A 26,564-nucleotide genomic window follows, 5' to 3' on the forward strand; every position below is an offset into this window, starting at 1 on the left:
GCTAACTATTTAATTACCTTCTCGTATCTTACCTAGCTTAAATGGATTTGTTGTAAATCTAGTTCAGAATTCACCCCATAATCGTTTTTGTCAATTGATATTCGCTAGCCTTCTTCTTAAAACAGACGTCCCTTCGTGGTTTATTCTATTCTGTTTGTTGGCTGGGGCACTCTATGCATTTCTACTTTATTCTAAAAAAACACCTTGGTCTAAAAATACGAACCGCGCCTTGGCTGGGCTGCGTTTTATACTCGTTACTCTGCTTTGTTTTTTACTCATGGGGCCACTGCTCAATCAGGTGACTTTTTTTGAAGAGAAACCTGTGGTTGTTATTGCAGTGGACAATTCTGCTTCTATGCCTGCCACTTATGAAGCGGAAGAATTTGAGTCATTGAAAACCCAACTTGCAGAAGTTTCAGAGGAAATTAGTGATGCAGGTTATGAAGTAAAAGTTAAAAGTTTACAAGATTATGTAGTCAGTGTTGACGCAGTTAACTACGACCAAAATGCTACTAATCTTGAATCCTTACTTAAAGGAATTGCCAGTGATTACGAGCAGCAAAATTTGGCGGGTGTTGTTCTGGCCAGCGATGGTATTCATAATTACGGCATTTCACCTCAGTTTACTCAACTCAATTTCCCCGTAGTCACTATCGGTTTGGGCGATACCATTCCAGCCAAAGACTTAAGTATCAAAAGCCTGAATTATAACAAGATTGTTTACGAAGGCAACCGATTCCCACTCGTGGTTGAAGTGTTTAACAATGGCTTTGTAAATGAAAGTGTGAAGGTTCAAGTGTTGAAAAAAGGGACGGTGATTGAAGAGAAATCTTTCAGCCCAAAAGGAGATGAACAAATAAACTCACTTGAGTTTATTCTGAATGCAGAAACCAAAGGCATCGAAACTTACCAAATACAGATTCTTCCTTTAGAAGGAGAAAATTCAACCTTAAACAATACGCAACAGGCTTTTCTAGAAATAGTTGATAGCAAGCAAAAAATATTGATTACCGCGCGTGCGCCTCACCCAGACATCAAAGCGCTAAGAAATGTAATCGATCAAAATGAGGGTACCGAAATGCAAGTATTTATTGAGGGAATCAACACCGATATTCCTGAAGGGCCTTTCGACCTGATTGTTTTACATCAGCTACCTGCCATAGAAAGTTTACCCGTTTGGTTAGACAATGCGCTCAAAACAACGAACAGCTTTTACATTACTGGAACAAGTTCTTTGAGTGCCATGAACGAAAAAAACCCTGTGCTGTCTTATAACAATGCAGGGCAATCGGACAATGCGGGGCCTCATTTCAACCCAAACTTTGAGCTCTTTAAAATTGATGAAGTCTTGGCCCAACGCCTAGCTGAGTACCCTCCTATTTCTGTTCCTTACGGTCAGTTTGAGTTTAAAACGCAAGCGGATATTTTGCTTTATCAACGTATAGGCTCAGTTCCTACACAGAGACCTCTCCTGAGTATTTATAATGGAGACGATATAAAATCTGCAGTGTTCTCAGGTTCTGATTTCTGGAAATGGTCGCTTCAGGAATATGCGCTGAACAATGATCAGAAAATGTTTAATAATTTGATGGGTAAGCTGATTCAGTATTTGGCCACCAAAGATGACAAACGTAATTTCAGGGTAAACACGGAGCGAAATCAATATTACGACAGTGAAGCAATAGAGTTTAATACAGAGGTGTACAATCAGCTCTATGAAAAAGTATTCGATCACAACATTGACCTGACGATAACCAACGAACAAGGCAATAAGCAAGAATTGAATTATGTAAACAGTGCTGGCAGCAATTATAGAGTGACTGGATTAGCCTCTGGTGTTTATAGTTTTGAAGCTTCCGCAACTGTAAGTGGAAAGCGAGAAACTGCTCAAGGGACTTTCTCTGTTCAAAAATTGGATTTGGAGAATATCAATCTGACAGCCAATCACCAATTATTAAAGAATATAGCCAATAATTCAGGCGGAGAGTTTATTCCTCAAAACAGAATTGGAGAAGCTGTAAATTATTTCCAGAACCTATCTGCCAAACCCATTACACGGTCAGACGAAAAGCTGCAATCCATTATTAATAACCCTTGGTTGCTGCTTCTTTTCTTGGCCCTGGTTTCAACAGAATGGTTTATTCGAAAATACAACGGTAGTTACTAATTCTCACAACAAGGTTAAGCCTAATCTTTTCGCAAAAAATTCATTGATTAAACTAAAATATTAGTTTAATTAGAAGCATGAATTCTCTCAAATCTCTTTTCTGTCTCGTGGTCTTTATGGCTTTAAGCGCCTGTAGCATGGAAGCCACGCAAGAAGAAGCTGATATTCTTTTTGCAGAAGGCAAGTATGAAGCAGCTGCGGTAAAATATTCCAATGTCATAAAATTTGAGCCTACCAATCACAATGCTGTTTTTAATCGAGGCCTTTCTCGCATGGAGGTTGAGGATTATCAGGGCGCATATACCGATTTTTCTCAGCTGATTAGAGAGAAAAAATACATGAGAAAGTCATTTCTTGCGCGCGCAAAATGCTCTTTCGAACTGCAAAACTATAAAGGCGTATTAATTGACATGAATGCGCTTTTGGCCGGTGACCCAGAAAACCTAGAAGCTTTAGAGCTTAGGGGAAATGCATATGTAAAGCTTTTCGAAAATAATAAAGCAGTTGACGACCTAAACAAGGTAATCAGAGCCAACCCAAACAATGTTCAAGCGCTCGTGAATAGAGGAGCAGCCTTTGCTCGCGGAAAAGCTGTCATGTCAGCATTAGGTGATTTTGAGAGTGCAATCAGGATCAATCCCAACTTACCCGTAGCCTATTTTAATAAAGGAGTGGTGTTTTTTATGAGCGAATATTGGGATGGTGCTATTGAAAACTACAACAAAGCTTTAGAGCTTGATCCAGAATATGCAGATGCCATTACGAGAAGGGGGATGGCCAAACAAAACTCACCTAAATATAGCTTGTCTGACGCATGTTCAGACTTTAAAAAAGCCGAAAAATTAGGCGATGAACTTGCTGCCGAATACATAAAAGAATTTTGCAAAAACTAGTTTATTTTCCACCTTAGAGGAATAAACTATCGCCATGTTCAAAAAACTTCTCGCTACCGGAAATCACAGTTCATCTACAAGTTTTGGTTTATTGCTTTTAAGGGTTGGTGTAGGTCTTATGATGCTTACCCATGGCTACCCTAAGTTTTTGAAACTCATAGAAGGTAATTTTCAGTTTGGCGACCCCATAGGTTTAGGGGTAGAAGTTTCGCTCACCTTAGCCGTTTTAGCTGAGTTTGTTTGCTCGATTTTATTGATACTGGGCTTGTTTAGTCGCTTTGCTCTTGTTCCTTTGTTGGTTACTATGGCAGTAGCACTCTTTGTTGTTCATATTTCCGACCCATTCGGCACTCAAGAAAAAGCAGCAATGTACCTGCTAATTTTCTTCTTCTTATTTATTGCTGGTCCAGGAAAGTACTCGCTCGATAAAAAATTATTCGGGAAACGAACTTTCTAGCCTAAAGAAACTGATCTGGGATTTGGGTAGAATGCTTGATTTCAGACATTACAAATGAGCTTTGTACGGTTCCTATATTATCTAAGTCTGCAAGTTTCTTAGAAATAAATCGCTGATAAGCATCCATATCTGGCACTAAAACCTTCAATAGGTAATCGAACATACCTCCAATGTGATAACAGTCGATCACTTCATCAAGCAATTGAATGTCCTCTTCAAACTTCTCGATAAAAGAGCGTTCATGATTTTTTAATGAAACGCTACAGAAAGCCATCATCATTAAGCCTACTTTCTTCCTGTCAATACGAATGGAGTATTGTTGAATATATCCTTCTCTTTCAAGTTTCTTAATTCGCTCATGCACAGGTGTAGTTGTAAGACCTAACTCCCCAGCAATTTCTTTTGTCGTCTTTTTGGCATCTAGCTGTAGTAGCCTGAGTACCTGTTTATCTATTTTATCTATCATAACGTAGCATAATTTTCTATATCGCCCGTAACAATCAGGCTGCTTTAGAATCTAATTCTGAATATATGAAAAATATAGATTCCTTTTCTAAATTATTAGTCATTGAAAGAATAGAAGCTAATCATATTTAGATTTGTAAAAATCTACTTCATGAAAAACCCGCAACTTCACCCAGAGAGTTTAATGATGTCTTACGGCTACAAGCCTGAGCTTTCAGAAGGTTCATTAAAGTGTCCGATCTTTCAAACCAGCACTTTTGTTTTTAAAACTGCCGAAGAAGGAAAAGCTTTTTTTGAAGTAGCCTATGGTTTACGCGAAAAGGGCGAAACCGAAGAGCTTGGCTTAATTTACAGTCGACTGAACAACCCCGACCTCGAAATCCTCGAAAATAGATTGACACTTTGGGACAAGGCCGAAGACTGCGCTGTTTTTGAAAGTGGAATGTCTGCCATTACTACTGTATTAATGGAGTTTCTAAGCCCAGGAGATGTACTGCTTTATAGCCAACCTGTATACGGTGGAACAAGTCATTTTATTGAGCAAATTATTACCCGATTTGGCATTAATGTTATCTCATTTGATGCTAAAGATTCAGAACAAGACCTTATTAACAGAATCGAAAAAAGTGGTTTTGGGAATAAAGTGCATATGGTATACATAGAAACACCCGCCAACCCCACAAACCAACTGATAGATATGGTGATGTGTAAGCGATTGGCCAACCGCTATAGTACAGAAGAACGCCAAACCTTAGTGGCGGTAGATAACACTTACATGGGGCCTCTTTGGCAACATCCATTAAAACATGGTGCCGATCTGGTACTTTATTCTGCCACAAAATACATTGGCGGCCATAGCGATGTAATTGCTGGAGCCTGTTTGGGGTCCAAAGAACTAATGGGACGTGTAAAAGGAATGCGAACATTCTTAGGCAACATGGCTGGGCCATGGACGGGTTGGTTGTTAATGCGCAGCTTAGAAACCCTAAAAGCACGAATGAATATTCAGGAAAAGAATGCCCAGAACGTTGCTGAGTTTCTAATCAATCACCCAAAAGTGGGCGAAGTATTCTATTTGGGAAATATCAAAGACGAAAATCAGCAACGAATTTTTAACCAACAATGCGAAGGCACTGGCGCCATGGTTTCTTTTGAAATAAAGGGAGACAAAACTGAAGCCTCTGCTTTCAAATTCTTAAATAACCTTAAACTGATGAAGCTGGCCGTGAGCCTTGGCAGTACAGAATCACTTGCAGAGCACCCAGCTTCAATGACACACGCAGGAGTTTCACCAGAAGACAGAGAAAAATACGGCATCAGCCCCCAGCTTATCCGTCTTTCCATTGGAGTAGAACATCAAGATGATATTATCTGGGATATTGAGCAGGCTTTAGAAAAACTATAAAAACAGATCACATACCAAATTAGTTAAACAGGAAGTTCTCAATTGAGCCGTTATAAATTTCCCGTTTAACTTTGGGTATGAAAAAGCTATTCCGAATTCTCGCAGTAACCTTACTTATGCTCATACTCGGGCTTTTTGTTTTCTACTTAATTAAAAACGAAAGCCTTCCTCAAGGAACAGATGGGCCGGAAGCCGACAACTTAACTCTTGAAATGATGGAATCTCTCAACAAATCTGCTTGGGATACTACCTCTGAAGTTTCATGGACTTTCAAGGGGATTCACCATTATGAATGGAATAGAACAGAAAACTCAGTTCTTGTAAAATGGGATGAAAATGAGGTTTTACTCAATACTGTTAACCAAACCGGTGTAGTCATTCACCCTGAAAAAATAAGAGAAGAAGGAAAAGAAAAATTGATCAAACAAGCATTTGGCTACTTCAACAATGATAGTTTCTGGCTCTGTGCCCCTTTCAAAGCTTTCGACCCAGGAACGGAAAGAAGCCTTGTTACTTTTAAAGATGGAAGAGAAGGTTTAAAAATCACCTATACCTCAGGCGGTTCAACTCCGGGTGATTCCTATGTTTGGATTCTGGACGATAATCATAAACCGAAATCTGTAAAAATGTGGGTATCCATTTTACCCCTTGGCGGAATGGAGTTCACTTGGGAGAGTTACTTAACTCTTAAGTCTGGAGCAATGATAGCCCAAGACCATATACTTTATAATGGAGTGAATATTGATTTGAGCCAAATCAATTGACTATCTATAAGGAGTCCCAGAAACCCAACCAACAATTGATTGTCGAGTACCCTTTGTAATGGGGGTAACCCTATGCATTATAAAGGAAGGGAAAACTATGGCCGTTCCTTTACTTCTAGGAGCACTCACAATTTTATGGTTAATCATAAATTGCAAATCCCCACCCTCATATTCGTCAGGGTCTGAAAGCTGCACAGTAATGCTGAGTTTACGCATAGAGCTTTGACCTGCCCCAAAATCTAAATGCCAATCAAAAAAATCACCTGTTGAATAGCGTGTCAGCTGTAGGTTCTCATGAAAACCGAGTAAATCAAACCAGTACCTTTCATTATTGGTTTGTATTGAAGCACTTGCAAGTCTATCATAAACCCATTTATATTCAGACTCACTTCCAATACTCATAACCGAACTCTTTCTTAGCTCGTCATTGTATTTTTCATCTCCAGATAAGGTTGCCTTTACGGTTTCTTGATCTTTCCATAGCGATCGTACTCCCTTTATTTCGTGCGGTAAAAAGAGCCCATTTAAGTAAACATATTCAACAAAATTGTGCTTTAAGGGGAGGCCAAAAAAATAGTTTGAATCCATGCAGTGTAACGTTTAAGGAAACAATATAACGTAATAGTTAAAAAACATGAAAACACTATGCAGTAAAAATCAAAAAAGCCTCTCTGATTTCTCAAAGAGGCTTTAATTCTGTTTAGCTATTTAATTACTCTATAACCTCAAAATCTACCCTCAAATTTATCTCATCTGCCACGTAACGTTTGCGCTCAGAATCAAAATATTCAAACGTTTTTTTGATAGTAGTAAAATAATCACCTACTTCAAGGGGCTCACCTTCGCTGTATCCGCAAAAAACATGTCTTCCGGAATCATACCATGGAATAGCAGGGAATTTGGCAATTGATTTTTTTTCAATTTTATATTCTATATACTTCTGTTCACAAAATGATGTGAATTTTGTAGCAATCAAATCACTGTCATCTATGCCCTTTTTATGAAAGACATCCATAAATTTACGAACTTCTGGTCGGACCAAATCATAGTCAATGTTGCCTTTATTCTCTACCCAGAAACTAAAATAAATCTCCTCATCCTTTTTAAATGAGGTAGAAGCTTCGCCTTCAACATTGAAAAGACCGTAGTGAAAAACAATGTCCCTATCTACTACGCTTGCCTGATGACCACCATTGATCTCTGGTAAAACCCCTTCAGGCAATGGGTTGTCCGAATCACAAGACGTAAGAAAAACAGTCAAGAGAACACTCAGAAGTAATTTTATTTTTAAATATTTCATGATTCAAATTTTTAATTAATTATCAATCATTAGTTTTTTTGTGAAAGTTCCTGCATCTGTTAATACCACTATAGTGTAAATACCTAATTCGAGTTTCGATACACTAATGTCGGTTTTTTTAACACCCTTCTTATAAAATCTTACAATTCTCTCAGTCATTTGAGAATCTAAGACGCGTATTCCCAAAATTTGGGTCGGAGCTAATCCGTTCGAAATAGTGCTCCCCTCTGCTGTCAATTCAATGGTCGTGCTTGTTGTAGCGGGATTAGGGTATACCAAAATTCCATCATCCGTTGTTATAGATCGCTGCTGCTGCCCTCCGCCTCCAGGCCCTCCCAAAATACCCGAGTGATCTACCCATAGAATCTTGGCTCCCCCATAACCACAACTATTGAGCCCTCTTAACTGGACATATCCATCATTCTCATCCATACCCGTATAAGCCAGTAATTGTTGATAAGTAGTTGTCAATTCCATTTGCCAATTGTCAGCCGTACTTAAATAGGACACCACCTGAAAAGGATACGGCAATGCCCAATCATAAGATGTTGCGCCATCTGCTTTACTTCCATTATAAATAACAACGCTACTGCCATCGACACTTATAGGGCCGAGAATATCATCTATAGGAGCACTCGGCTTACCCACCCAAATGGATTTGCTCCTTTCTACTGTTCCATCAGTATCCGTTATGGCTACGCTAACTTCTCCTAACCCAGAATATCCAGAATTAACTGCTTTTACAGCAATGCTATTTGTTCCTTGACCAGAGACTATACTAAGATTTGAATCCACGGACCAATTAATCGTAGCTCCCGTAGGGTTGCTGGTCAAAGAAAATGTTGTGGGACTACTTGCGCTGATGTCACAAACAAGTGGATTTGCCACTTGAATATCAATTAATTTTCTCATTCCTTTGGTCAATTGCCCTGTATTGATAGGATCAAGCCAATTACTTAAACGTGTATCTGCCGTTCCACCCCCAAGCCAAGATATATCAATTTTACCATAGGCACTTCGTCTTCGTGGTTCACCACAGGCAGCCGGTTTCCCTCCAAGTAGTTGGCCAACAATCAAACCATCTTGATTGAATAATGCGCTGCCAGATGACCCAGGTTCAGTTCTACCCAACTCCCATGTAGTCTGCCAAAAATTCAAATCTGGACCAAGCGCAGTTTCAGCTACACTCGTAGCCGCCTGAAAGTCTTTTGCAAGTTTCATCACATTTCCTCTGGGGTGATGGAGGCCTACTGAAGATGATGCTGGCAGTGTGCCACGACTCCAACCAGCGTAGTTAACATGTATGTTTGGTACTTGATCCATCTCAACAAGGAGAAAATCTGTATACGCCCAACCTGACCTAAAAGTAGAACCATTATATGTAATAAAATTGAAATCATCTCCTCCATCACAACTAGGGCTTTTGTATTGAAACCTAAAGACCCAATCTTCAGCCGCATCCTTTTCTGCTTGACTCAGAAGAAGATCGCGTGGAATTACTTTTGTCCCCTCATCCATATTATGAAATGCTGTAAGAATATAAGGTTTTAATGTGCTTCCCGTATTGTTGATTAAAGTGCCTGTGCCAAACCTTTCCCCATATCCAGTTAATATCATGGCAACGGCATCAGATTGATCCTTAAATGGGTCACCTTCCGGGCAATTAACATCAATATGACAGGTATCTATAACACCAGGAGAGCCAGATTGCTCAAACATGTTTACATAGCCATGCACAACCCTTTCTACACTTATCTTTGTTTGTCCCTGAACTTCTGTTGGTTCAAATAACTCCAGTGTTATACTAGCACCTTTAATCAAGTCCGTTGAAAGTCTACCATTTTTTCTATTATCTGAAAATGTATAAGGCCCGTAAAGCATTGTGTTTTCATCGTTATACATATAAAATTCCGCACCCTTTGGAAGGTAGAATTCATTGAAAATTAGATTTATTGAGTATGCATTTTCAGATGAAATTCCTAATGTCCAGAGCCTACCTCCTTCCACATTTTCCCATTGTCCATCTTTGAGTTTCAAATCCACCTTAAAGCCCTTGCCAAATCTAGGTGCTACGCTTGATAAATTATCTTGTTCTTCTTGAAGGACCTGAGCCAAATTGAATTTGGGCATTCGTGTAATCTTTTTATCCTTCTTAGGAGTGCGTACTTTCAATTTCTTGAATTCAGAGGGATTGGTTCTGTAACCCCTAACTTGAGCTTCGGTAGTATAAGAGAAAACTAGAAAGAGAAATAAAAATAAAAAAGAGCTTGATTTTATGACTAACCTGTCCATCATATGAAAAAATATAACATTGGACTATCCAAGTTAACCAAAAATATTAATTAAGAAAGTGTTAACTAGATAATCTTAGCTCATTTTTTTATTAAATTTGCCTGTCCTTTATAGAATAACCACATCTACATACTTAAAAAGTCCGACTCACTTTCAGTTATAGCTTTGTTCCAGTTTGTTGTTCTGCTAGCCTCAATAAACACCAAGAGAACCTCGTTTTAAACTTCAAACCTAATTGGTGACCACTCAAGGTATCTATTGCTAACTACCTGGTTTATTACCTTTGGAACAAGTCGTGGAGATTGTCCTACTTAATTACTACCGTCAAGCAAAATCTGACTCTAACGATAACTGACCTTATCAAGTTAAAGGTAAAAATTAATTACATTTCAGAGGCAATCAGATATAAAATCAAAAAAGCCTCTCTGATTTCTCAAAGAGGCTTTTCAAATATTCTTAAAGGCTGTTTAACCTTCTATAACAGATTCTGCTAGTACGATTACGTTGTTATTCAAAACCTCAACAACACCACCGTCAATAATCAAGTTCTCTACTTTACCTGAGGCAGTAATACTTACTCGGCCTTTGCCTAAAGCACTGATCATTGGGGCGTGATTCGACAATACTTGGAATTCGCCTTCTGCACCAGTGAAAGTAGCAGAACTCACTTCGCCTTCAAATACTTTTTTATCTGGTGTTACGATTTCGAGTAACATAGTCATTATGATTTAGAAGCCTCAGCCATCAATTTCTCACCTTTCGCTCTTGCTTCTTCAATAGTTCCTACAAGGTTGAAAGCTGCTTCTGGAAGATCGTCATGCTTACCATCCATGATTTCGTTGAAACCTTTGATGGTGTCTTTAATGTCTACTAAAACTCCTTTTAGACCAGTAAACTGCTCTGCCACGTGGAATGGCTGTGAAAGGAATCTTTGTACACGTCTTGCACGCGATACGATCAATTTATCTTCGTCAGACAATTCGTCCATACCAAGGATGGCGATAATGTCTTGAAGTTCTTTATAACGCTGAAGCGTTTCTTTTACACGCTGTGCACAATCATAGTGCTCATCGCCAAGAATGTCAGCAGTCAAAATTCTTGAAGTTGAATCCAAAGGATCTACCGCAGGGTAAATACCTAGCTCAGCAATTTTTCTTGAAAGTACAGTAGTAGCATCCAAGTGAGCAAATGTTGTAGCTGGAGCAGGGTCAGTTAAATCATCCGCAGGTACATAAACAGCCTGTACTGAAGTAATTGAACCATTTTTAGTTGATGTAATTCTTTCTTGCATCGCTCCCATTTCGGTAGCCAATGTTGGCTGGTAACCTACCGCAGATGGCATACGACCTAATAGAGCCGACACCTCAGAACCTGCTTGGGTAAATCGGAAGATGTTATCAATAAAGAATAGAATGTCTTTCCCTTGTCCTTCGCCATCACCATCACGGAAGTACTCAGCAATAGTAAGACCTGAAAGCGCTACTCTTGCTCTTGCACCTGGAGGCTCGTTCATTTGACCGAACACGAAAGTTGCTTTAGACTCGGCTAATTTTTCTTGGTCTACTTTTGAAAGATCCCAACCGCCTTCTTCCATTGAATGCAAGAAATCGTCACCATAGGTTACAATTCCTGACTCAATCATTTCGCGAAGCAAGTCATTTCCTTCTCTAGTTCTTTCACCTACACCAGCAAATACAGAAAGTCCACCATGGCCTTTTGCAATGTTGTTAATAAGCTCTTGAATCAATACTGTTTTTCCAACACCTGCTCCACCGAACAAACCAATCTTACCACCCTTTGCATAAGGCTCAATAAGGTCGATTACTTTAATTCCAGTGAATAATACTTCGGTTGAAGTAGATAAATCTTCGAATTTAGGAGCAGCCCTATGAATAGGTAATCTTCTGTCTCCTTTTGGTTGTGGAATACCATCAATGGCCTCACCTACTACATTGAACAAACGACCTTTGATGTCGTCTCCAATTGGCATAGCGATCGGTTTGCCAGTATCTAAAACATCAGTACCTCTTGTTAGACCTTCAGAAGAATCCATAGCAATGGTTCTTACACGGTTTTCACCTAAATGTTGCTGACATTCTAAAACAATTTTTTGACCGTTTTCTTTGGTCACTTCCAATGCATCAAGGATGTTTGGTAATTTTGATCCTTCAGCATCGAAGCTAACGTCCACTACTGGCCCAATAACCTGGGTGATCTTTCCAATATTTGCCATTCTTAATTTTTTTATCTAGATAGGAAAAATGCGGTTTACTTTTCTTGGCGCAAAGGTAGGTCTAATCTCGATTAAACCAAAGGCTTATGAAGAAAATGGAAGTCAAAATATTGACACATACTCTATTTAAAACAAGATAGCCGCAATTACTCTTTAAACAAGATAATACGCGTGTTAATCTTTAAGTACAATTCTGAATACCGTACCCACATCGGCACTAGAGGCCTTTACAAATATTTTTCCCATGTGGTAGTTTTCAATTATTCGTTTCACCAATGTTAAGCCCAAGCCCCAGCCACGCTTTTTGGTGGTAAACCCTGGTTTAAACACTTCCTTTATCTTGCCTTTCGCTATTCCTTTTCCGTCATCGGCAATATCTATAAACACCATTCCTTCTGACTCTTGACCAATGGTAATGGTGATTTTTCCAATACCACTCATTGCATCGACTCCGTTCTTTACAATATTTTCTACTACCCACTCAAAGAGAGGGCGGTTCATTTTAGCCGAAAGGTGTGGTGCATCGGCATCAATAACAAAAGCAACCTTGGAAGAAACCCTGGGCTTTAAGTATGCAATTGTTTCCTCTATTACCTCCGACACTTCTTCATTTTTCAACACTGGATTTGAGCCTATATTAGAAAAACGAGAGGTAATCATTTCTAGGCGCTGAACATCTTTATTAAGTTCGATAATAATGTCATGCCTATCTTCCATCTGCGGAAGTTCTCTTAAATATTCTACCCAAGCCATCAGCGATGAAAGTGGGGTTCCTAATTGATGTGCTGTTTCTTTGGCCAAGCCCACCCAAACACGGTTTTGCTCAGCTTTACGAGAATAGCTGAAAGCTAAATAAGCAATGAATGCAAAGACGGCAATTACCGAAAGCTGGATATAAGGATAAGCACTGAGCTGTCGTAAAAGCCGAGAATTTCTGAAGTACACATACTGAACGCTCACAATTTTACTTCCAGGCCGGTCTCTGATTAAAATGGGTTGCGGATCATTTTCGGCCTTCATTTGATTGAGTACTTTATTCAGGTAGTCATCAATTTGATCTTGATTTAAGGAACTATCAAACTGAACATTTCTGGTAGTTAGAATCTCACTGGTAGCTGAATCAAGTATTATAACGGGCAGTGAGTTATCTGGGCGAATAATATTATCAGTAATGAAGTTGAGAGAGCCACCGTCTGCTACGGTAGAGAACTCAACCGCCTTGGCCCAAAGTTTAATGTTCTCTCTTTCTCTTTCTTTTAAAACATTTACAAGCTGCGTGGTATAAATAATTGAGCCTACACCAATTATAGCTGCTACAACCAATACAATATATTTTATTGTGGATTGGTTAGTGTAAAAGTCTATACCTAAAGAACCCTTGAACGGATTTTGCATATGGGAAGTAACGAAAATTAGACGAATCAATGTATAATCACAGCCCCATTCTTTATTTAGAAGTGTTGTTTCTAACTGGGCTTCAACTCGGCATCTAAATCGTTTAAAAAGCTATCGATCACTCCTTGTCTTACGTGATCCATCACTACAATTTTCCACCATTTCACATTCTCATTGTGGACGTCTGGCACAAGCATATATTTTTTAGCCAAAGCAGCCGATACATACTTATCTCGAATGGTGACAATGTTCATTTTAGGATTACGGAAATATTCAATTCCACGTTCGTCAAGGTTTCCACAAAGGCGATCGGTTTTAGATAGCAGCTGCTTGATTTTGGCCTTCCACCCTTCGGCACCATAAGTACGCATAATCATCCAAACGGCTATGGCGTTGGCACCAGAGCGACTGCCCACTAAAGTATAATCTTTCCCTTTTACGTAATTGGCTTCTTCTGTAAGTGCGTATTCCATAAAGCCTTTTCGGGTCAAATAAATGCCCGTACCATAAGGCGACTGAAGCATTTTATGGCCATCTAAGGTAAAGGAATTGATTTTCGAGTTTTGAAAAGTATAGTCTAAGTTATCGGTAGCGAATGGATAGATATATCCACCAAAAGCGCCATCAATATGCACCATATAGTTTGTATCTAAATCATCTAGCCAGCCTGTAATTTCATTGATGTCATCTACCGAGCCAAACATGGTGGTTGACATGTTCATAATAACAATGAAGTGTTTTACTCCATCTTTTCTGGCATTTTCAACACAAGTTTCAATACTTGACTTAGTTACCCTTCTGGTTACATCATCCACTTTAGACACATATGAATTCAAGCTCAACAGGTTACACGCCTTGGGCATTGAATAGTGAGCATCTTCTGAAAAAATGACACCAATTTCATTGGGGGTTGCCTTAAATTCTGTTTCGAAGTAACGCTTCAAAATCCATATGGCTTGAATATTTGCTTCTGTGCCTCCAGATGCTACATAGCCATCAAACTCTTCGCTTCCACCTTCAAAAACCTGCTGCGCACAAAGGTCAATCAGTTCCTTTTCAATTTTATGAGTGCCTTCAAAAGCCGCTTCCGACTCATTCAAAGTGTGGCAACCAATGTGATTAGGGTTGGCAATGAGTGCTGTAAGGAAAGGCGCATCTTTCAAAAAAGGAGCATCGTTGTAAAAAACCTCAGTATCTAAATAAGAGGCAGGCAAACCCAAAACTGGCTTCTCTCTGTAGTCCAAATTCTGCTCTAAAGCGCCAAATACGATTTCCTTAATTTTCTGATGTGAGTAACTTTCCCAATACATAAGCTTTATTTATTCGAAGGTGCAAATTTCTCTTTTTTTATAGAATTGGCACAATCAATTTGTCAAAACAAAAAAGCCCGACTGCTATACAGTCAGGCTTTGATAGATCCATAAGTCTTCGTTCTACACTTTCATGGTAAACCATTTGGCAATGGTCTTCCAATTTACTTTTGCACCGTACATTAATATACCTACACGATAGATTCTTCCAGCAATCCAAATAGTAGCGATAAAACCTAACACGAGCAACGCCATTGAAAGCAGCAGCTGCCAAGTAGGAACTCCAAAAGGCAATCGAGCCATCATTACAATAGGCGATGTAAACGGAATCATAGACAATGTGACGGCCATAGTACTATGTGGGTCTTGTAGCACAAATGTTAACGAGACAATACCCGCGATAATAGGTAGCATAATTGGTAACATAAATTGCTGAGCATCTTGAATACTATCTACAGCTGAACCTATGGCAGCATATAATGCACCATAAAGGAAGTAAGCACCTAAGAAGTAAAACAAGAAAGAGACAACAATCTGAGCTACTGGAATGGTATTAAGCATTCCCTGAATATTAGCGGCCATTTCTTGGTTCTGAGTCATATCAACATCTGCTGGCATTTGACCCGCCATAGCTTCCATACCTCCTCCTAACGCTGAAATGCCTACTGAAAAAAGCGTAACCATTAGTACAATCCAGATAAGAAGCTGTGTAACCCCAACAGCACCAACACCCAAAACCTTACCCATCATCAGTTGGAAAGGACGCACAGAGGATACAATTACCTCTACAATTCTACTCGTTTTCTCATCTAATACAGACTGCATAATTTGGCTACCATAGATGAAAATAAACATGTAGATCAAGAAGCCGAACACATACCCAACAGCGGAACTCAAGTCTGTGTTGCTCTCTTTGGCCTCTCCAGATTCAGTTAAATTAAAGGAGTTTAGATTGACGTTAACTTTAAGCGAGTTGATTACCGCAGGGTCTAAACCTGACCTATCTAATTTAACTGCTTCCAACTCTCGTTTTATCTCAGATTCGAAACCCTTCATGGCCTGATTACCAGGGTTGGTTTCTGAGTAAAATGAAAAATCGCTGTAGCGTGTTTTGGAAGCATCGTCAAGGTCTATTTCAGGAATATGAATTAATCCATAGACGTTATTTTCTTGAAGCTTTTCTTTTGCTTCATCCAGATTACCAGATAAATAGGTATATGTATACCCAGTATTACTGAATGAGTCTTGAAAATAGCCGCTTTCATCGAGCACATACACTTCTTTTGAACTGGAGTCACTGTCGCTCGTAGCAAAGTATACAATTCCGAAAATAACGGCTGGAAAAATTAGAGGAATAAGAATGGTAGCTAGTAAAAAAGACTTTTTCTTTACCCTTGTACTGTATTCTCTTTTGAGTACTAAAAATATCTGCTTCATTTTTTGTTCCCTCCTTCCACAATTGAAATAAAAATATCGTTTACCGAAGGAATGACTTCTACAAACGAATGCACTTCGGTTTTAGCAATTAGTTGACTTAATAAATGGTTCGGGTTATGTCCATTTTTCGATTGAATAACGGCTTCATAAAAACCATCTTCTAGATGCTTGGTGTCTAATAGCTCATACTCTGCACCCAAACCAGAAAAATCACCCTTATACTCTACTTTGTATTTATCTGATCGGAATGAGTTCTTGATTTCCTTTTTAGTGCCATCAAGAATTTTTTCAGATTTATGGATCATCGCAATGTGCTCACAAAGCTGCTCTACAGACTCCATTCTGTGGGTAGAAAAAATGACCGTAGCTCCTTTTTCTCTCAACTCAAGAATTTCATCTTTAATCAAGTTTGCATTTACAGGATCAAAACCTGAAAAAGGCTCATCAAGAATTAGTAGTTGCGGTTCGTGAATTACAGTGGCTATAAACTGGATTTTCTGAGCCATGCCCTTCGAAAGATCTTCTACTTTTTGGCCTGCCCATTCTGTAAGGTTAAGCTTTTCTAACCATTTTTTGATTTTGGCTTTTGCTTCAGATTTTGACATGCCTTTGAGCTGCGCCAAATACATAAGCTGTTCGCCTACTTTCATTTTTTTGTACAGACCTCGCTCTTCGGGCAAATAACCGATAATTTCTACATGACGGGGGTGAAGCTTTTCTCCATTAATGAGAACTTCGCCTTCATCTGCCATGATGATTTGGTTGATGATTCTGATGAGTGTGGTTTTTCCCGCTCCATTTGGCCCTAAAAGGCCAAAAATAGATTGCTTGGGAATGCTTATGCTCACATCGTTCAAAGCTCTATGCTCGGCATAGCTTTTCGAGATGTGATTGGCTTCGAGTATATTCAAGGTTTTCAGGTTTTGTGAATACTTTAAAGTTAATCGGTACTATGCACCTTTAAAAGTAACACAAGATTAAAATTGAAATCCTAATTCTAGTTAAGAACCTGCTGAACGGAAGATGTGATCGATTTGTGGATTTTTGAGACTTCGGTCTTTTTAGTTCTTGGCAAAAACCACGTTGCCCATTGATAGGTCGATATTAAAAGTCAGAAGGTTAGGAGAATCTTCTTTGTAAGCAGAGTTGACAAATACATTGTCGCGGATTGACACAAAGCTGCTTGGTATTTTAAGTTTTCGGAACGATGTATCCTTAATTCGGATCATCATTGGAATTTCTTCTTCAGGAAGATTAATAGAAAGACTACCTGCTCCAACACGTACCCAGATTTCACTGGCCAATTCTGGACTTTGATCAAAGTTCATGGTCAATGTTCCAAAGCCCACTTCGGCAATTACAGTTCTTGCTCTTGCCATATTTAGCCGATCAATTTCCACATCACCCAAATCTACGTTCACCATAAAGGTGTCCATTTCAATCAAGTTCTCCATTTTAGAATGGTAGCCAACTTTTACGTGTGCATTACCAGAGGTAATTTTCATTTTCTCGACAGCTATATTTGAAAGGTCTATGTAGGCCTTTCCAACTCCATAATTTAAATCGAGATTATAGGGTTTGAAATGAGTTAAATAAACATTCCAGTAGTTCTTAGGGTCTGTGGATTTTCGCCCAAAAATCTTAGAGAGTTTGCTGGTAAAGCCTTCTTTACCGCTATCATTTAAATTCAGCCAAGCGTTAAGCACATTCCCTTCCATTTGCTGACCAAATTCAGGAGTTACATACTCCTCTTCACACAAGCCCATTATATTAATTGGAGTGTCACCATTTCTGGTCCGGATTTCACAAGTGCCTGAACTGGCTTTAAGATAGAAATTGATTTTTTCGCAAGAAGCATCGTCCTGCACTGTAAAATGAGTTTTTGTTTGACCCCACACATTCATTTCTGCAATTCCAATACTTACAATTGCCAGCAATATTACCCTATACATGGACTTGAATACGAGTTGTGAAGGATAGGGTTGCAAAACGAAAAAATTCTTGATTTTTAATACAAACAAAAAAAGAGTCGATTTCCATCGACTCCTCAAATATAAACGGGTATTTTAAATCTCTCTAGAAAAACTCTTTTACCTTTTCAAAAAAGCCTTTTTCTCCTTTTTCTGGATTTGGTCTCATGTTGTCCGACTTACTTAGCTTCTCCAGCATTTCGCGTTCTTCTGAGGTTAGTTTTTTAGGTGTCCAAACATTCAAATGTATAAGCTGATCACCCTTTCCATAACCGTTAAGGTCTTTAATTCCTTTACCTCTTAAGCGAAGAATCTTCCCACTTTGAGTTCCAGCGTCTACTTTAATCCGCACTTTACCATCAATGGTTGGCACTTCTATACTGGTACCCAAGGCTGCCTCTGTAAAGCTGATGTAAAGATCGTACAACACATTGTTGCCGTCTCTTTTTAGTTCTTCGTGCTCTTTTTCTTCAATAACAATCAATAGGTCACCAGCAACTCCGCCACCGGGTGCCATATTACCTTTGCCCGACATTGAAAGTTGCATTCCTTCGGCTACGCCTGCTGGTATTTTGATTGGAATGATTTCTTCTTTCATTTCCAAACCAGTGCTATCAACTCCTGGAGGGCGTTGATCAATGATTTTTCCGCTACCATGACAAGTTGAACAAGTGCTGGCCGAAACCATTTGTCCCAACATGGTATTTACTACTTTCTTTTGTTGGCCAGAGCCACCACAAGTAGGGCAGGTTTTGAAAGTAACCCCGCTGGCATTTACCAACCGGTTTACTTTAATTTTCTTTTCAACACCTTCAGCAATTTCGTCAAGCGTGAGCTTTAGTTTTATGCGTAGGTTAGAACCTTTACGCTGACGGCTTCTGCCGCCACCTCCACCAAAGAAGCTTTCGAACGGACTACCGCCTCCACCTCCAAAGATATCTCCGAACTGTGAGAAGATGTCGTCCATGTTCATGCCGCCACCCTGACCGCCTGCACCTGCGCGCATGCCATCATGTCCGAAACGATCATATTGCGCACGCTTGTCTGCGTTGCTCAATACTTCATACGCCTCGGCAGCTTCCTTAAACTTGTCTTCTGCTTCAGGGTTATCTGGATTTTTATCGGGGTGATATTTAATGGCCATTTTACGATATGCCTTTTTCAGCTCATCGTCAGTTGCGCCTTTACTAACCCCTAATATGTCGTAGTAGTCTCTTTTTGCCATCTTATGCTCCTATCACCACCTTTGCGAAACGAACCACTTTTTCTCCTAAGAAATAGCCCTTTTCAACGGTATCTATAATCTTACCTTTTAATTCTTCTTCTTCAACAGGGAACTGCGTCACAGCTTCATGCAAATCGGCATCAAAAGCGGTTCCTTTTTCTGTATTCATGAGCTTTAGCCCTTTAGATTCTAGGGTTTTCAAAAGCTTTTTATGAATTAGTTCGAAGCCCTCTTTTACTGCTTCAATATCTTCTTGCTTTTGATTAGCCTGCTGAGCTCTTTCAAAATCGTCTATGGTTGGAATCAAATCAGCCATTAAATCTTGAGAGGCCGTTTTAATCAACTCTATTCTTTCTTTAGCATTTCTTCTTCTGAAGTTCTCGAACTCTGAATAAAGCCTTAAGTATTTATCTTTTGCCTCGGCAACTTCAATGGTTAATTTTTCTTCGGCAGTTAACTCAATTGGCTCTTCTATTTCTTCATTCTGCGCTTCAGCAGTCTCATCCTTCTCTGCCTCTTCAGTAGCAACATTTTCATTTACTACCTCTTCGTTCTCTTGCGCTTTGTTTTTCTTCTTCATCGATTCTTTATCAGTTTTTAAAAATGCCGAAAACATTTTTCTTATTCTCGCCATTTTACCTCCTTAAAAACAGACGCTCGGCTGCAATTATATTGCCAAGCGTAGTTTTGTGTCATTCTGACATAAGCCAGAAAGAATGAGGTAAATTAAATGGCAGTTTTACATCTAGGATTTAGATGGATTCAACTTGCTCCAAAGCAGGTCTTTCAGTTCTTGCAAACCTATTTGGGCTACGGAAGAAATGAAAAGTGTTGGAAGAGTTTTAGGCAGCATTGCCTTCATTTCTTCAATCATTTGTTCATCCAACATGTCGGTTTTAGAAATGGCCAAAACACGTTCCTTGTCTAAGAGTTCAGGGTTATATTTGGTAAGCTCACCTAATAGAATTTCATACTCCTTCGCTACGTCATCGGCATCGGCTGGCACCAAAAACAACAATAGGGAATTCCTTTCAATATGCCTCAAAAACCTTAAACCCAAGCCCTTTCCTTCAGCAGCGCCTTCGATAATACCGGGTATATCTGCCATCACAAACGAACGATGATCACGGTAAGGCACAACTCCTAAATTCGGAACAAGTGTGGTAAACGGGTAATCTGCAATCTCTGGTTTTGCTGCTGAAAGCACCGAGAGCAAAGTAGATTTACCAGCATTTGGAAAGCCTACCAAACCTACATCGGCCAAAAGCTTAAGCTCAAGTACAAAAATAGTATCAATACCTGCCTCGCCCGGTTGTGCATAGCGAGGTGTTTGGTTGGTTGAGGTATTAAAATGTTGATTACCTAAACCTCCACGACCACCTTTGGCAAGTATAATTTCTTCGTTATGCTCGGTAATTTCACAGACAATCTCATTGGTTTCGGCATCACGTGCTACAGTGCCCAATGGTACCTCTAGAATGATATCTTTCCCGTCAGCTCCAGTACTTCCGTGCCCAGAACCTCCTTCACCATTTTGAGCAAAAACATGTTTTTGGTAACGTAAATGGAGTAAGGTCCAAAGGTTTGAGCTTCCTCTGAGAATAATATGACCACCACGACCACCATCACCGCCATCTGGACCACCTTTTGGTACGTGTTTTTCTCTACGCATGTGTACAGCGCCTGCGCCTCCATTGCCCGATCGGCAATAAAGTCTGACGTGATCAATAAAATTGGAACTGGCCATAATGCGTATTTAATATGTGTTCAACTTAAAGAGTCTTAACAAATAGAACTCACTGTATTTATGAAAACAAAAAAGATGATCAACCCGAAAGTGACCATCTTCAAATTACTAATTTTCCTGTAAGTATTAAGCGTATTGCTTATCAATTGCCTTTTCGATCTGTCCAAAAATTGAATCAATGGAGCCTACTCCGTTTACTTTACAGATTTTATTTTGTTTAGCGTAGAACTCAGCAACAGGTACCGTTTTATTGTTGTACTCCTGAATTCTTACATTAATTTTTTCTTCGTTTTGATCGTCTGCGCGTTCTGAAGTTTTACCTCTTTCTAATAAACGCTTTTTCAACTCTTCAACTGGCACTTCAAGCATTATCATACAAGAAATGGTGGTGTTGTACTTCATCAAAAGCTCATCTAAAGCCTCGGCTTGTGCTACAGTTCTAGGAAAACCATCGAAAATAAAACCCGGAGCAGTTTTATATTCTTTTATAGTTTCGCCCACCATACCTATCACCACTTCGTCTGGAACGAGTTTACCGTTGTCCATAAAGCCTTGAGCTTTTTTGCCCAGCTCAGTACCTTCTCCTAAATGCTTTCTGAATAAATCTCCTGTGGAAATGTGCTTCAGCCCGTACTTTTTAATGATGTTTTCGCTTTGTGTACCTTTCCCCGCTCCTGGAGGGCCGAATAAAACTATATTAACCATTTACCAAATTAGATTTTGAGGCTTCAAATATAGTGAAGGAAATTTTTAGGCTCCCTTCAATTGATAAATATCTTTAAGATTTCGGCCATGGCCGTTATAATCAAGGCCATACCCTACAACGAATTTCTCGGGAATTTCAAAGCCTACGTAGTCCAGTTTGAGGTCTTTTTCAAGCTTTTCTGGCTTAAGCAAAAGTGTAGCTACTCGTATGGATTTGGGGCCTCTTTCCTGAAAAAACTTAATTACTTGATCCATTGTAAGGCCAGAATCTACAATATCCTCTATAAGAACAAGGTGCCTCCCAAATACGTTTTCTTGCAGCCCCAACACTTGCTTTACAGCCCCAGTACTTTCCATGCCTTTGTATGAAGCCATTCTAATAAAGGCAATTTCGGAAGGCACATTTACGGCCTTCATCAGATCACTAGCGAACATAAATGAGCCATTCAAAATGCCAATGAACAATGGATTTTTATTGGCATACTCCTCATTCATTTCATCGCCTATTTCTGCAATGCGTTTTTGGATTTCAGATTCGTTTAAATAAACCTCAAATTCCTTATCGCGAACTTTGATTGTATTCACAGGTAGTAAATTTTGGCGCAAGTTAATAATTACAATCGCTCCATCAGCACTTTGTACAAAGCAATCATGCAATCGATGTCGTGCTTGTGCACTTTTTCGTCTGGGCTGTGCACATGATCTTCGGGCGCACCAACAAAACACCAGTCGAAAGGGTATGGAGAAAGCTGAAGTTCACGGCCATCGCTAGAGCCAGCGCCTTCTACCTCAAGTTGAAAGTCAATACCTGATTCTACAGCAATTTTGATGATTTTCTGTATATAACTTCTGCGCGGAATATTTCTGTCGCGCATTGAAATGGCTACGCCTTGACCATGCGGAACGCCTTCGGTTACCCAAGTAATATCTGAAATTAAGGCCTGTTTTACTCCCCATTGCTCATACATGTGTTTGGCCAAATATGGTACAGCTCCTCCTCCGTGTTCTTCCCAACAGCCAAAAGCAATTACTCCATCTTCTAAAGTCTCCGCTACTTTTAATGCATTGAATACCCCCAAGCGGTTGTCCATATAACAAGACTGAATGTATTCATCATCTTCACGAAAATCACACTTAAAGACGAGCTCTGTTCCTCGTTCAATACCTCTTGGGAATTTGTAATAAAGGTGCCCATCATCTTCAAACAATTCGCATTCAATGGGCCCCATTGCATCATGCCCTACCAACTTATATCCTGTCTCTGCTTTCGGTCCGCCAATGGCCACTAACTGATCGTTGTAGCGCACTGTAAAACCAATACTGTCCATATGAGCAAAAATGGCAGTTCGAGGTGTACCAAACTTAAGCATTACGCAGTCTTGAAATTCATCCCCAAAAATCACTTCTGGTTTAGTTTTCCATTTAGAAGCATTCACCTCTACATAATTTAGGATGAACTCTTTCATTGCTACTTCGTTTCCAGAAGGTGCATGAATTTGACAAAGTGTTTTAAGCAGTTTGAAGTCCATAATTGAGAGTTTGGCCAAAATTAAGTTGGTCTTTTGTCATAGCCTAGGATTGTCATGCAAATTCACCTTTCAACCCATATTGTCGAAACGAGCAAATGTTTCCATTAAATTTGCAGCGAATTTCAAATTGAATGAGAATACTCAATACATCGAATAGCATTGCCAATAACTATTTGGCTGAACTCAGAAACATTGAGGTGCAAACCGACCGCTTACGTTTTAGAACCAACCTTCAGCGACTTGGTACTTTAATGGCTTATGAAATCTCTAAAAGTTTGGCCTACAAAACGACTGAAATTCAAACGCCACTGGCCAAGACTTCGGAACAAACCATTAGTGATTCAATTGCCTTAGTTTCTATTTTAAGAGCAGCCATACCATTTATGAATGGTTTCTTAGAAGTATTCGACAATGCCGAAGTAGGTTTTATTGGTGCTTGGCGAAAAGAGGAAACGGACAATATAGAGGTAGCACTAGAGTACACAGCAGCGCCTAACATAAATGACAAGACCTTAATTTTGATCGACCCAATGTTGGCTACAGGTAAGTCACTTGTTTCTAGTTTAAATCAAATCCTGAAACATGGCACTCCATCCACAATTCATTTAGCTTCGGTAATTGCTGCGCCAGAGGGTATTGAATACTTAAAAAATAACATCAAGGTAAAACATGAGTTATGGACATGGGCGGTTGACGAAAAACTAAACGATAAATCATATATAGTGCCCGGTTTGGGCGATGCAGGTGATCTTTCATTCGGGTCAAAACTTTAATTCATGCTTCTGAATACTATACTAATTCTTGTTTTGGGTTTAGCTACCCTTATTGTAGGAGGTGAAATTCTTGTAAAGGGATCATCTAAATTGGCCTTGCGATTTAACGTAAGTAGCTTGGTGGTTGGCCTTACTGTAGTGGCTTTTGGTACATCGGCACCAGAGCTCTTGGTTAGCTTAAACTCAGCACTAAAAGGCGCTCCGGATTTTGCTTTAGGTAACGTAATTGGCTCCAACATTTCCAACTTGGCATTAGTACTGGGTACTGCGGCTCTTTTCGGTTTTATTCCCATAAAAAAAGACAGTGCCCGAAGAGACTGGCCTGTTACTTTAGGGGCATCTATTCTCTTATATATTTTTGCCTACAACGGCATGATCACCAGTATGGAGGGCACAATTCTAGTCATCCTTTTGGTTATTTATTTGGGGTCTTTGCTTTATACTACACGTAAAGAGCAGATTAAGCTAGATGTTGAAGAACCGAAAGACAAGCTAGAAAAATGGGGTATTACTAAAGACCTTTTTCAAGTTGGTTTAGGTATTCTTTGTCTATACTTTGGGGCGGATTGGTTTATTGGTGGTGCCGAAGAAATTGCCGTGGATTTAGGTGTGTCGCAGCGGGTTATAGGGCTTACTGTATTGGCTTTGGGCACTAGCTTACCTGAGCTTTTCACCTCTGTTATTGCCGCCAGAAAAGGAGAAACGGATCTTGCTTTAGGAAATTTATTGGGCTCCAATATTTTCAATATACTTTCTATAATAGGCATTACAAGTATCATCAAGCCGCTTTCGGTAAACATGGATATTTTACACACCGACTTCCCTTGGATGATCGGCATTACAGTACTTATCCTTCCTTTAATGATTATCCGTAAAAGACTGGGAATGCCCTCAGGAATTATTCTGATTGCATCGTATCTCTTGTATGTATTTTTCTTACTGAAGTAATGCTAGAAAAAGTCTTTACCTATTTTGGTATTTATTTGTTGGCTTGTCTCAAGTCAATTCTTCCCCCTTTATTAGGGCCGAACGTAGGCATGAGTCCGTTAGAAATCATCATTATTACCATGGCCGGACTAATGACCAGTGTTGTCTTATTCTCTTTTTTAGGAGAGAAAATAAAAAAGAATGTGCTACCTATTTTCATTAGAAAGAAAGGCAAATTTTCACCCCAAAGCCGCAGAATGGTAAAAATTTGGACGAAGTATGGCATTATTGGCACCTGCTTTCTTACCCCTCTAATCCTATCTCCAGTGGGTGGTTCTCTTTTAGTTTCAACTGTAGGTGCTCCTCGCAAGCAAGTCTTTTTCTATATGTTTATTTTTGGGCTGTTTTGGTCTATTGTCTGGACATTTTCAGTGGATTGGCTAATTGATTTGGGCTTGATTAATTCGAGGTAGTATTGAATACTAGGAAGCATTCTTGAGATAACTATTCCCCTCGCTGGCGAGGTGAGGCATAAGATTGATATACAGGTCTGACCTTCGGTGCCGACCTAAAAGTAGTCCATCGAGTAATCGGTCGGTACCGAAGGTCAGACCGCCTTAAAAGAAGAAATTCCTTACTCCTCTCCCTCATCAGGTAACATTTCAATGTCCTGAATCAATACCTTTTTTGAAATGGCTTGACCAGTAATGGTTGCAGCCAAGCCTCCCAAGGCAGTTTCTTTGTAGCGTGTTTCCATACTTTGGCCTACTTCGCCCATGGCCTCCACACATTCATCTACCGGAATCACGGCATTTACGTTGGCCAATGCTATTTGTGCCGAACTATTGGCAATGGCAGCTGCACTCGCATTTCGCACCACACAAGGCACTTCCACCAAACCAGCAACAGGGTCGCATATTAAACCTAGCATACACTGAATGGTGATGGCCACTGCATTAAAAACTTGGTCGATTGAGCCGCCTAAGCAATACACAATGGCACCAGAAGCCATTGCTGCTGCGCTACCTGTTTCGGCTTGGCAACCGCCCACTGCACCAGCAATGGAAGCACGTTTTTCCATAATCAAAGCGATACCTGCACTTACCAAAAGACCTTCGTGAATCTTACGGTCTGATACATCATGTAACTCTTGGAAGGTAACTAGAACACCAGGGATAATTCCCGAAGCACCTGCGGTGGGAGCTGCTACAACGCGCCCCATGCATGAGTTCACTTCCTTAGCAGCCAGTGCACGAGAAATCAACACTTGAAATTCTTTACTCAAAACGGTAACAGGGTGGTTGTATACTTTCTTTGCTCCGTTATTGATCATGCCTGACCGAGAAGTCATATCCTCTGTGAGGCCTGTTTGTACGGCCTCTTTCATCACCGTATAGGCGTTCTCCAAACTCGCCCAAATGAATTCTTCATCACGTTGCTTTTGCTGCACCTCGTATTCAATTACGGGTTCAAAAAGCTTCATGTCGTTGGCTTCACAATAGGACTTCCAACCTTTAAAATCATCGAAAAGAAAGCTCATAACTGTATACCTTTTTTACAAAGCTAAGGG

26 protein-coding genes are annotated in these 26,564 nt (G+C 39.7%); 8 read left to right on the forward strand and 18 right to left on the reverse strand.

What is annotated here, in order from left to right:
* Positions 1–94: 94 nt before the first annotated feature.
* The 3 genes from AAC026_RS00525 (at position 95) to AAC026_RS00535 (ending at position 3,517) form a co-directional block, all read left to right on the forward strand.
* Complete coding sequence (locus AAC026_RS00525) at positions 95–2,167, forward strand: hypothetical protein (RefSeq protein ID WP_339694025.1); 2,073 nt, start codon at positions 95–97, stop codon at positions 2,165–2,167.
* Between the two features lie 77 nt (positions 2,168–2,244).
* On the forward strand, positions 2,245–3,060 hold the full coding sequence (locus tag AAC026_RS00530; RefSeq protein WP_339694028.1) for a tetratricopeptide repeat protein: 816 nt from the start codon (positions 2,245–2,247) through the stop codon (positions 3,058–3,060).
* Between the two features lie 34 nt (positions 3,061–3,094).
* Complete coding sequence (locus AAC026_RS00535) at positions 3,095–3,517, forward strand: DoxX family protein (RefSeq protein ID WP_339607024.1); 423 nt, start codon at positions 3,095–3,097, stop codon at positions 3,515–3,517.
* Position 3,518: 1 nt separating this feature from the next.
* Here AAC026_RS00535 and AAC026_RS00540 read toward each other — a convergent pair whose 3' ends face one another.
* A complete protein-coding gene (locus AAC026_RS00540; RefSeq protein WP_339607025.1) occupies positions 3,519–3,983 on the reverse strand; it encodes an Lrp/AsnC family transcriptional regulator in 465 nt (154 codons plus the stop codon).
* Positions 3,984–4,133: 150 nt separating this feature from the next.
* Between AAC026_RS00540 and AAC026_RS00545 the strand changes: the two genes are divergently transcribed.
* Both AAC026_RS00545 and AAC026_RS00550 read left to right on the forward strand, forming a co-directional pair.
* Positions 4,134–5,387, forward strand: coding sequence for a cystathionine gamma-synthase family protein (locus tag AAC026_RS00545; RefSeq protein WP_339694031.1), 1,254 nt, complete (start codon positions 4,134–4,136; stop codon positions 5,385–5,387).
* Between the two features lie 77 nt (positions 5,388–5,464).
* Positions 5,465–6,151, forward strand: a complete 687-nt coding sequence (locus AAC026_RS00550; protein ID WP_339694034.1) for a hypothetical protein — start codon at positions 5,465–5,467, stop codon at positions 6,149–6,151.
* On the opposite strand, the gene AAC026_RS00555 is transcribed toward AAC026_RS00550, so the two are convergent.
* The 16 genes from AAC026_RS00555 to AAC026_RS00630 form a co-directional block, all read right to left on the reverse strand.
* Positions 6,152–6,739, reverse strand: coding sequence for a 2OG-Fe(II) oxygenase (locus AAC026_RS00555; protein WP_339694037.1), 588 nt, complete (start codon positions 6,737–6,739; stop codon positions 6,152–6,154).
* 124 nt (positions 6,740–6,863) lie between these two features.
* The gene (locus AAC026_RS00560; protein ID WP_339694039.1) at positions 6,864–7,451 is read right to left on the reverse strand and encodes a hypothetical protein; all 588 of its coding nucleotides are present in this window, start codon (positions 7,449–7,451) and stop codon (positions 6,864–6,866) included.
* A 15-nt stretch (positions 7,452–7,466) separates the two neighbouring features.
* On the reverse strand, positions 7,467–9,581 hold the full coding sequence (locus AAC026_RS00565) for a T9SS type A sorting domain-containing protein (RefSeq protein WP_339694042.1): 2,115 nt from the start codon (positions 9,579–9,581) through the stop codon (positions 7,467–7,469).
* Positions 9,582–10,210: 629 nt separating this feature from the next.
* Positions 10,211–10,459, reverse strand: a complete 249-nt coding sequence (atpC, locus tag AAC026_RS00570; RefSeq protein ID WP_053223906.1) for an ATP synthase F1 subunit epsilon — start codon at positions 10,457–10,459, stop codon at positions 10,211–10,213.
* Positions 10,460–10,464: 5 nt separating this feature from the next.
* The gene (atpD, locus tag AAC026_RS00575) at positions 10,465–11,976 is read right to left on the reverse strand and encodes a F0F1 ATP synthase subunit beta (RefSeq protein WP_339694045.1); all 1,512 of its coding nucleotides are present in this window, start codon (positions 11,974–11,976) and stop codon (positions 10,465–10,467) included.
* 174 nt (positions 11,977–12,150) lie between these two features.
* A complete protein-coding gene (locus tag AAC026_RS00580) occupies positions 12,151–13,371 on the reverse strand; it encodes an ATP-binding protein (protein ID WP_339694048.1) in 1,221 nt (406 codons plus the stop codon).
* A 71-nt stretch (positions 13,372–13,442) separates the two neighbouring features.
* Positions 13,443–14,681, reverse strand: coding sequence for a pyridoxal-dependent decarboxylase (locus tag AAC026_RS00585; RefSeq protein WP_339694051.1), 1,239 nt, complete (start codon positions 14,679–14,681; stop codon positions 13,443–13,445).
* A gap of 123 nt (positions 14,682–14,804) precedes the next feature.
* Positions 14,805–16,118, reverse strand: a complete 1,314-nt coding sequence (locus AAC026_RS00590) for an ABC transporter permease (protein WP_339694054.1) — start codon at positions 16,116–16,118, stop codon at positions 14,805–14,807.
* Positions 16,115–17,029: an ABC transporter ATP-binding protein gene (locus AAC026_RS00595; RefSeq protein ID WP_339606933.1), complete on the reverse strand. Its 915-nt coding sequence runs from the start codon at positions 17,027–17,029 to the stop codon at positions 16,115–16,117. The genes AAC026_RS00590 and AAC026_RS00595 overlap by 4 nt, the downstream gene beginning before the upstream one ends.
* A 150-nt stretch (positions 17,030–17,179) precedes the next feature.
* Positions 17,180–18,070 (reverse strand): hypothetical protein, encoded by an 891-nt coding sequence (locus AAC026_RS00600; RefSeq protein WP_339606934.1) that lies wholly within the window; start codon positions 18,068–18,070, stop codon positions 17,180–17,182.
* Between the two features lie 124 nt (positions 18,071–18,194).
* Positions 18,195–19,313 (reverse strand): molecular chaperone DnaJ, encoded by a 1,119-nt coding sequence (gene dnaJ / locus AAC026_RS00605; RefSeq protein WP_339606935.1) that lies wholly within the window; start codon positions 19,311–19,313, stop codon positions 18,195–18,197.
* 1 nt (position 19,314) lies between these two features.
* Positions 19,315–19,947 (reverse strand): nucleotide exchange factor GrpE, encoded by a 633-nt coding sequence (locus tag AAC026_RS00610; RefSeq protein WP_339606936.1) that lies wholly within the window; start codon positions 19,945–19,947, stop codon positions 19,315–19,317.
* Positions 19,948–20,058: 111 nt separating this feature from the next.
* The gene (obgE, locus tag AAC026_RS00615; protein ID WP_339694057.1) at positions 20,059–21,060 is read right to left on the reverse strand and encodes a GTPase ObgE; all 1,002 of its coding nucleotides are present in this window, start codon (positions 21,058–21,060) and stop codon (positions 20,059–20,061) included.
* Between the two features lie 126 nt (positions 21,061–21,186).
* The gene (locus tag AAC026_RS00620) at positions 21,187–21,765 is read right to left on the reverse strand and encodes an adenylate kinase (RefSeq protein WP_339606938.1); all 579 of its coding nucleotides are present in this window, start codon (positions 21,763–21,765) and stop codon (positions 21,187–21,189) included.
* A 45-nt stretch (positions 21,766–21,810) separates the two neighbouring features.
* Entirely contained in the window at positions 21,811–22,350 is a 540-nt protein-coding gene (gene hpt, locus AAC026_RS00625) for a hypoxanthine phosphoribosyltransferase (protein WP_339694060.1), read from the reverse strand.
* 29 nt (positions 22,351–22,379) lie between these two features.
* Positions 22,380–23,294 carry a M20/M25/M40 family metallo-hydrolase gene (locus tag AAC026_RS00630; RefSeq protein WP_339694063.1) on the reverse strand — a complete coding sequence of 305 codons (915 nt, stop codon included), beginning with the start codon at positions 23,292–23,294 and terminating at the stop codon, positions 22,380–22,382.
* A gap of 131 nt (positions 23,295–23,425) precedes the next feature.
* On the opposite strand from AAC026_RS00630, the gene upp reads away from it, so the two are divergent.
* Genes upp through AAC026_RS00645 form a run of 3 tightly spaced genes read left to right on the forward strand, consistent with a single transcriptional unit; the run spans position 23,426 to position 25,467 of the window.
* Positions 23,426–24,067 (forward strand): uracil phosphoribosyltransferase, encoded by a 642-nt coding sequence (gene upp, locus AAC026_RS00635; protein ID WP_339694065.1) that lies wholly within the window; start codon positions 23,426–23,428, stop codon positions 24,065–24,067.
* Positions 24,068–24,070: 3 nt separating this feature from the next.
* Positions 24,071–25,015 (forward strand): calcium/sodium antiporter, encoded by a 945-nt coding sequence (locus AAC026_RS00640; protein ID WP_339694067.1) that lies wholly within the window; start codon positions 24,071–24,073, stop codon positions 25,013–25,015.
* Positions 25,015–25,467, forward strand: a complete 453-nt coding sequence (locus AAC026_RS00645) for a hypothetical protein (RefSeq protein WP_339606943.1) — start codon at positions 25,015–25,017, stop codon at positions 25,465–25,467. The genes AAC026_RS00640 and AAC026_RS00645 overlap by 1 nt, the downstream gene beginning before the upstream one ends.
* A 161-nt stretch (positions 25,468–25,628) precedes the next feature.
* Here the strand turns inward: AAC026_RS00645 and sdaAA are convergent, their stop codons facing one another.
* Positions 25,629–26,534, reverse strand: a complete 906-nt coding sequence (sdaAA, locus tag AAC026_RS00650; protein WP_339694070.1) for an L-serine ammonia-lyase, iron-sulfur-dependent, subunit alpha — start codon at positions 26,532–26,534, stop codon at positions 25,629–25,631.
* Between the last annotated feature and the right edge of the window lie 30 nt (positions 26,535–26,564).

It is taken from the genome of uncultured Roseivirga sp. (assembly GCF_963973945.1).
Taxonomy (GTDB): domain Bacteria; phylum Bacteroidota; class Bacteroidia; order Cytophagales; family Cyclobacteriaceae; genus Roseivirga.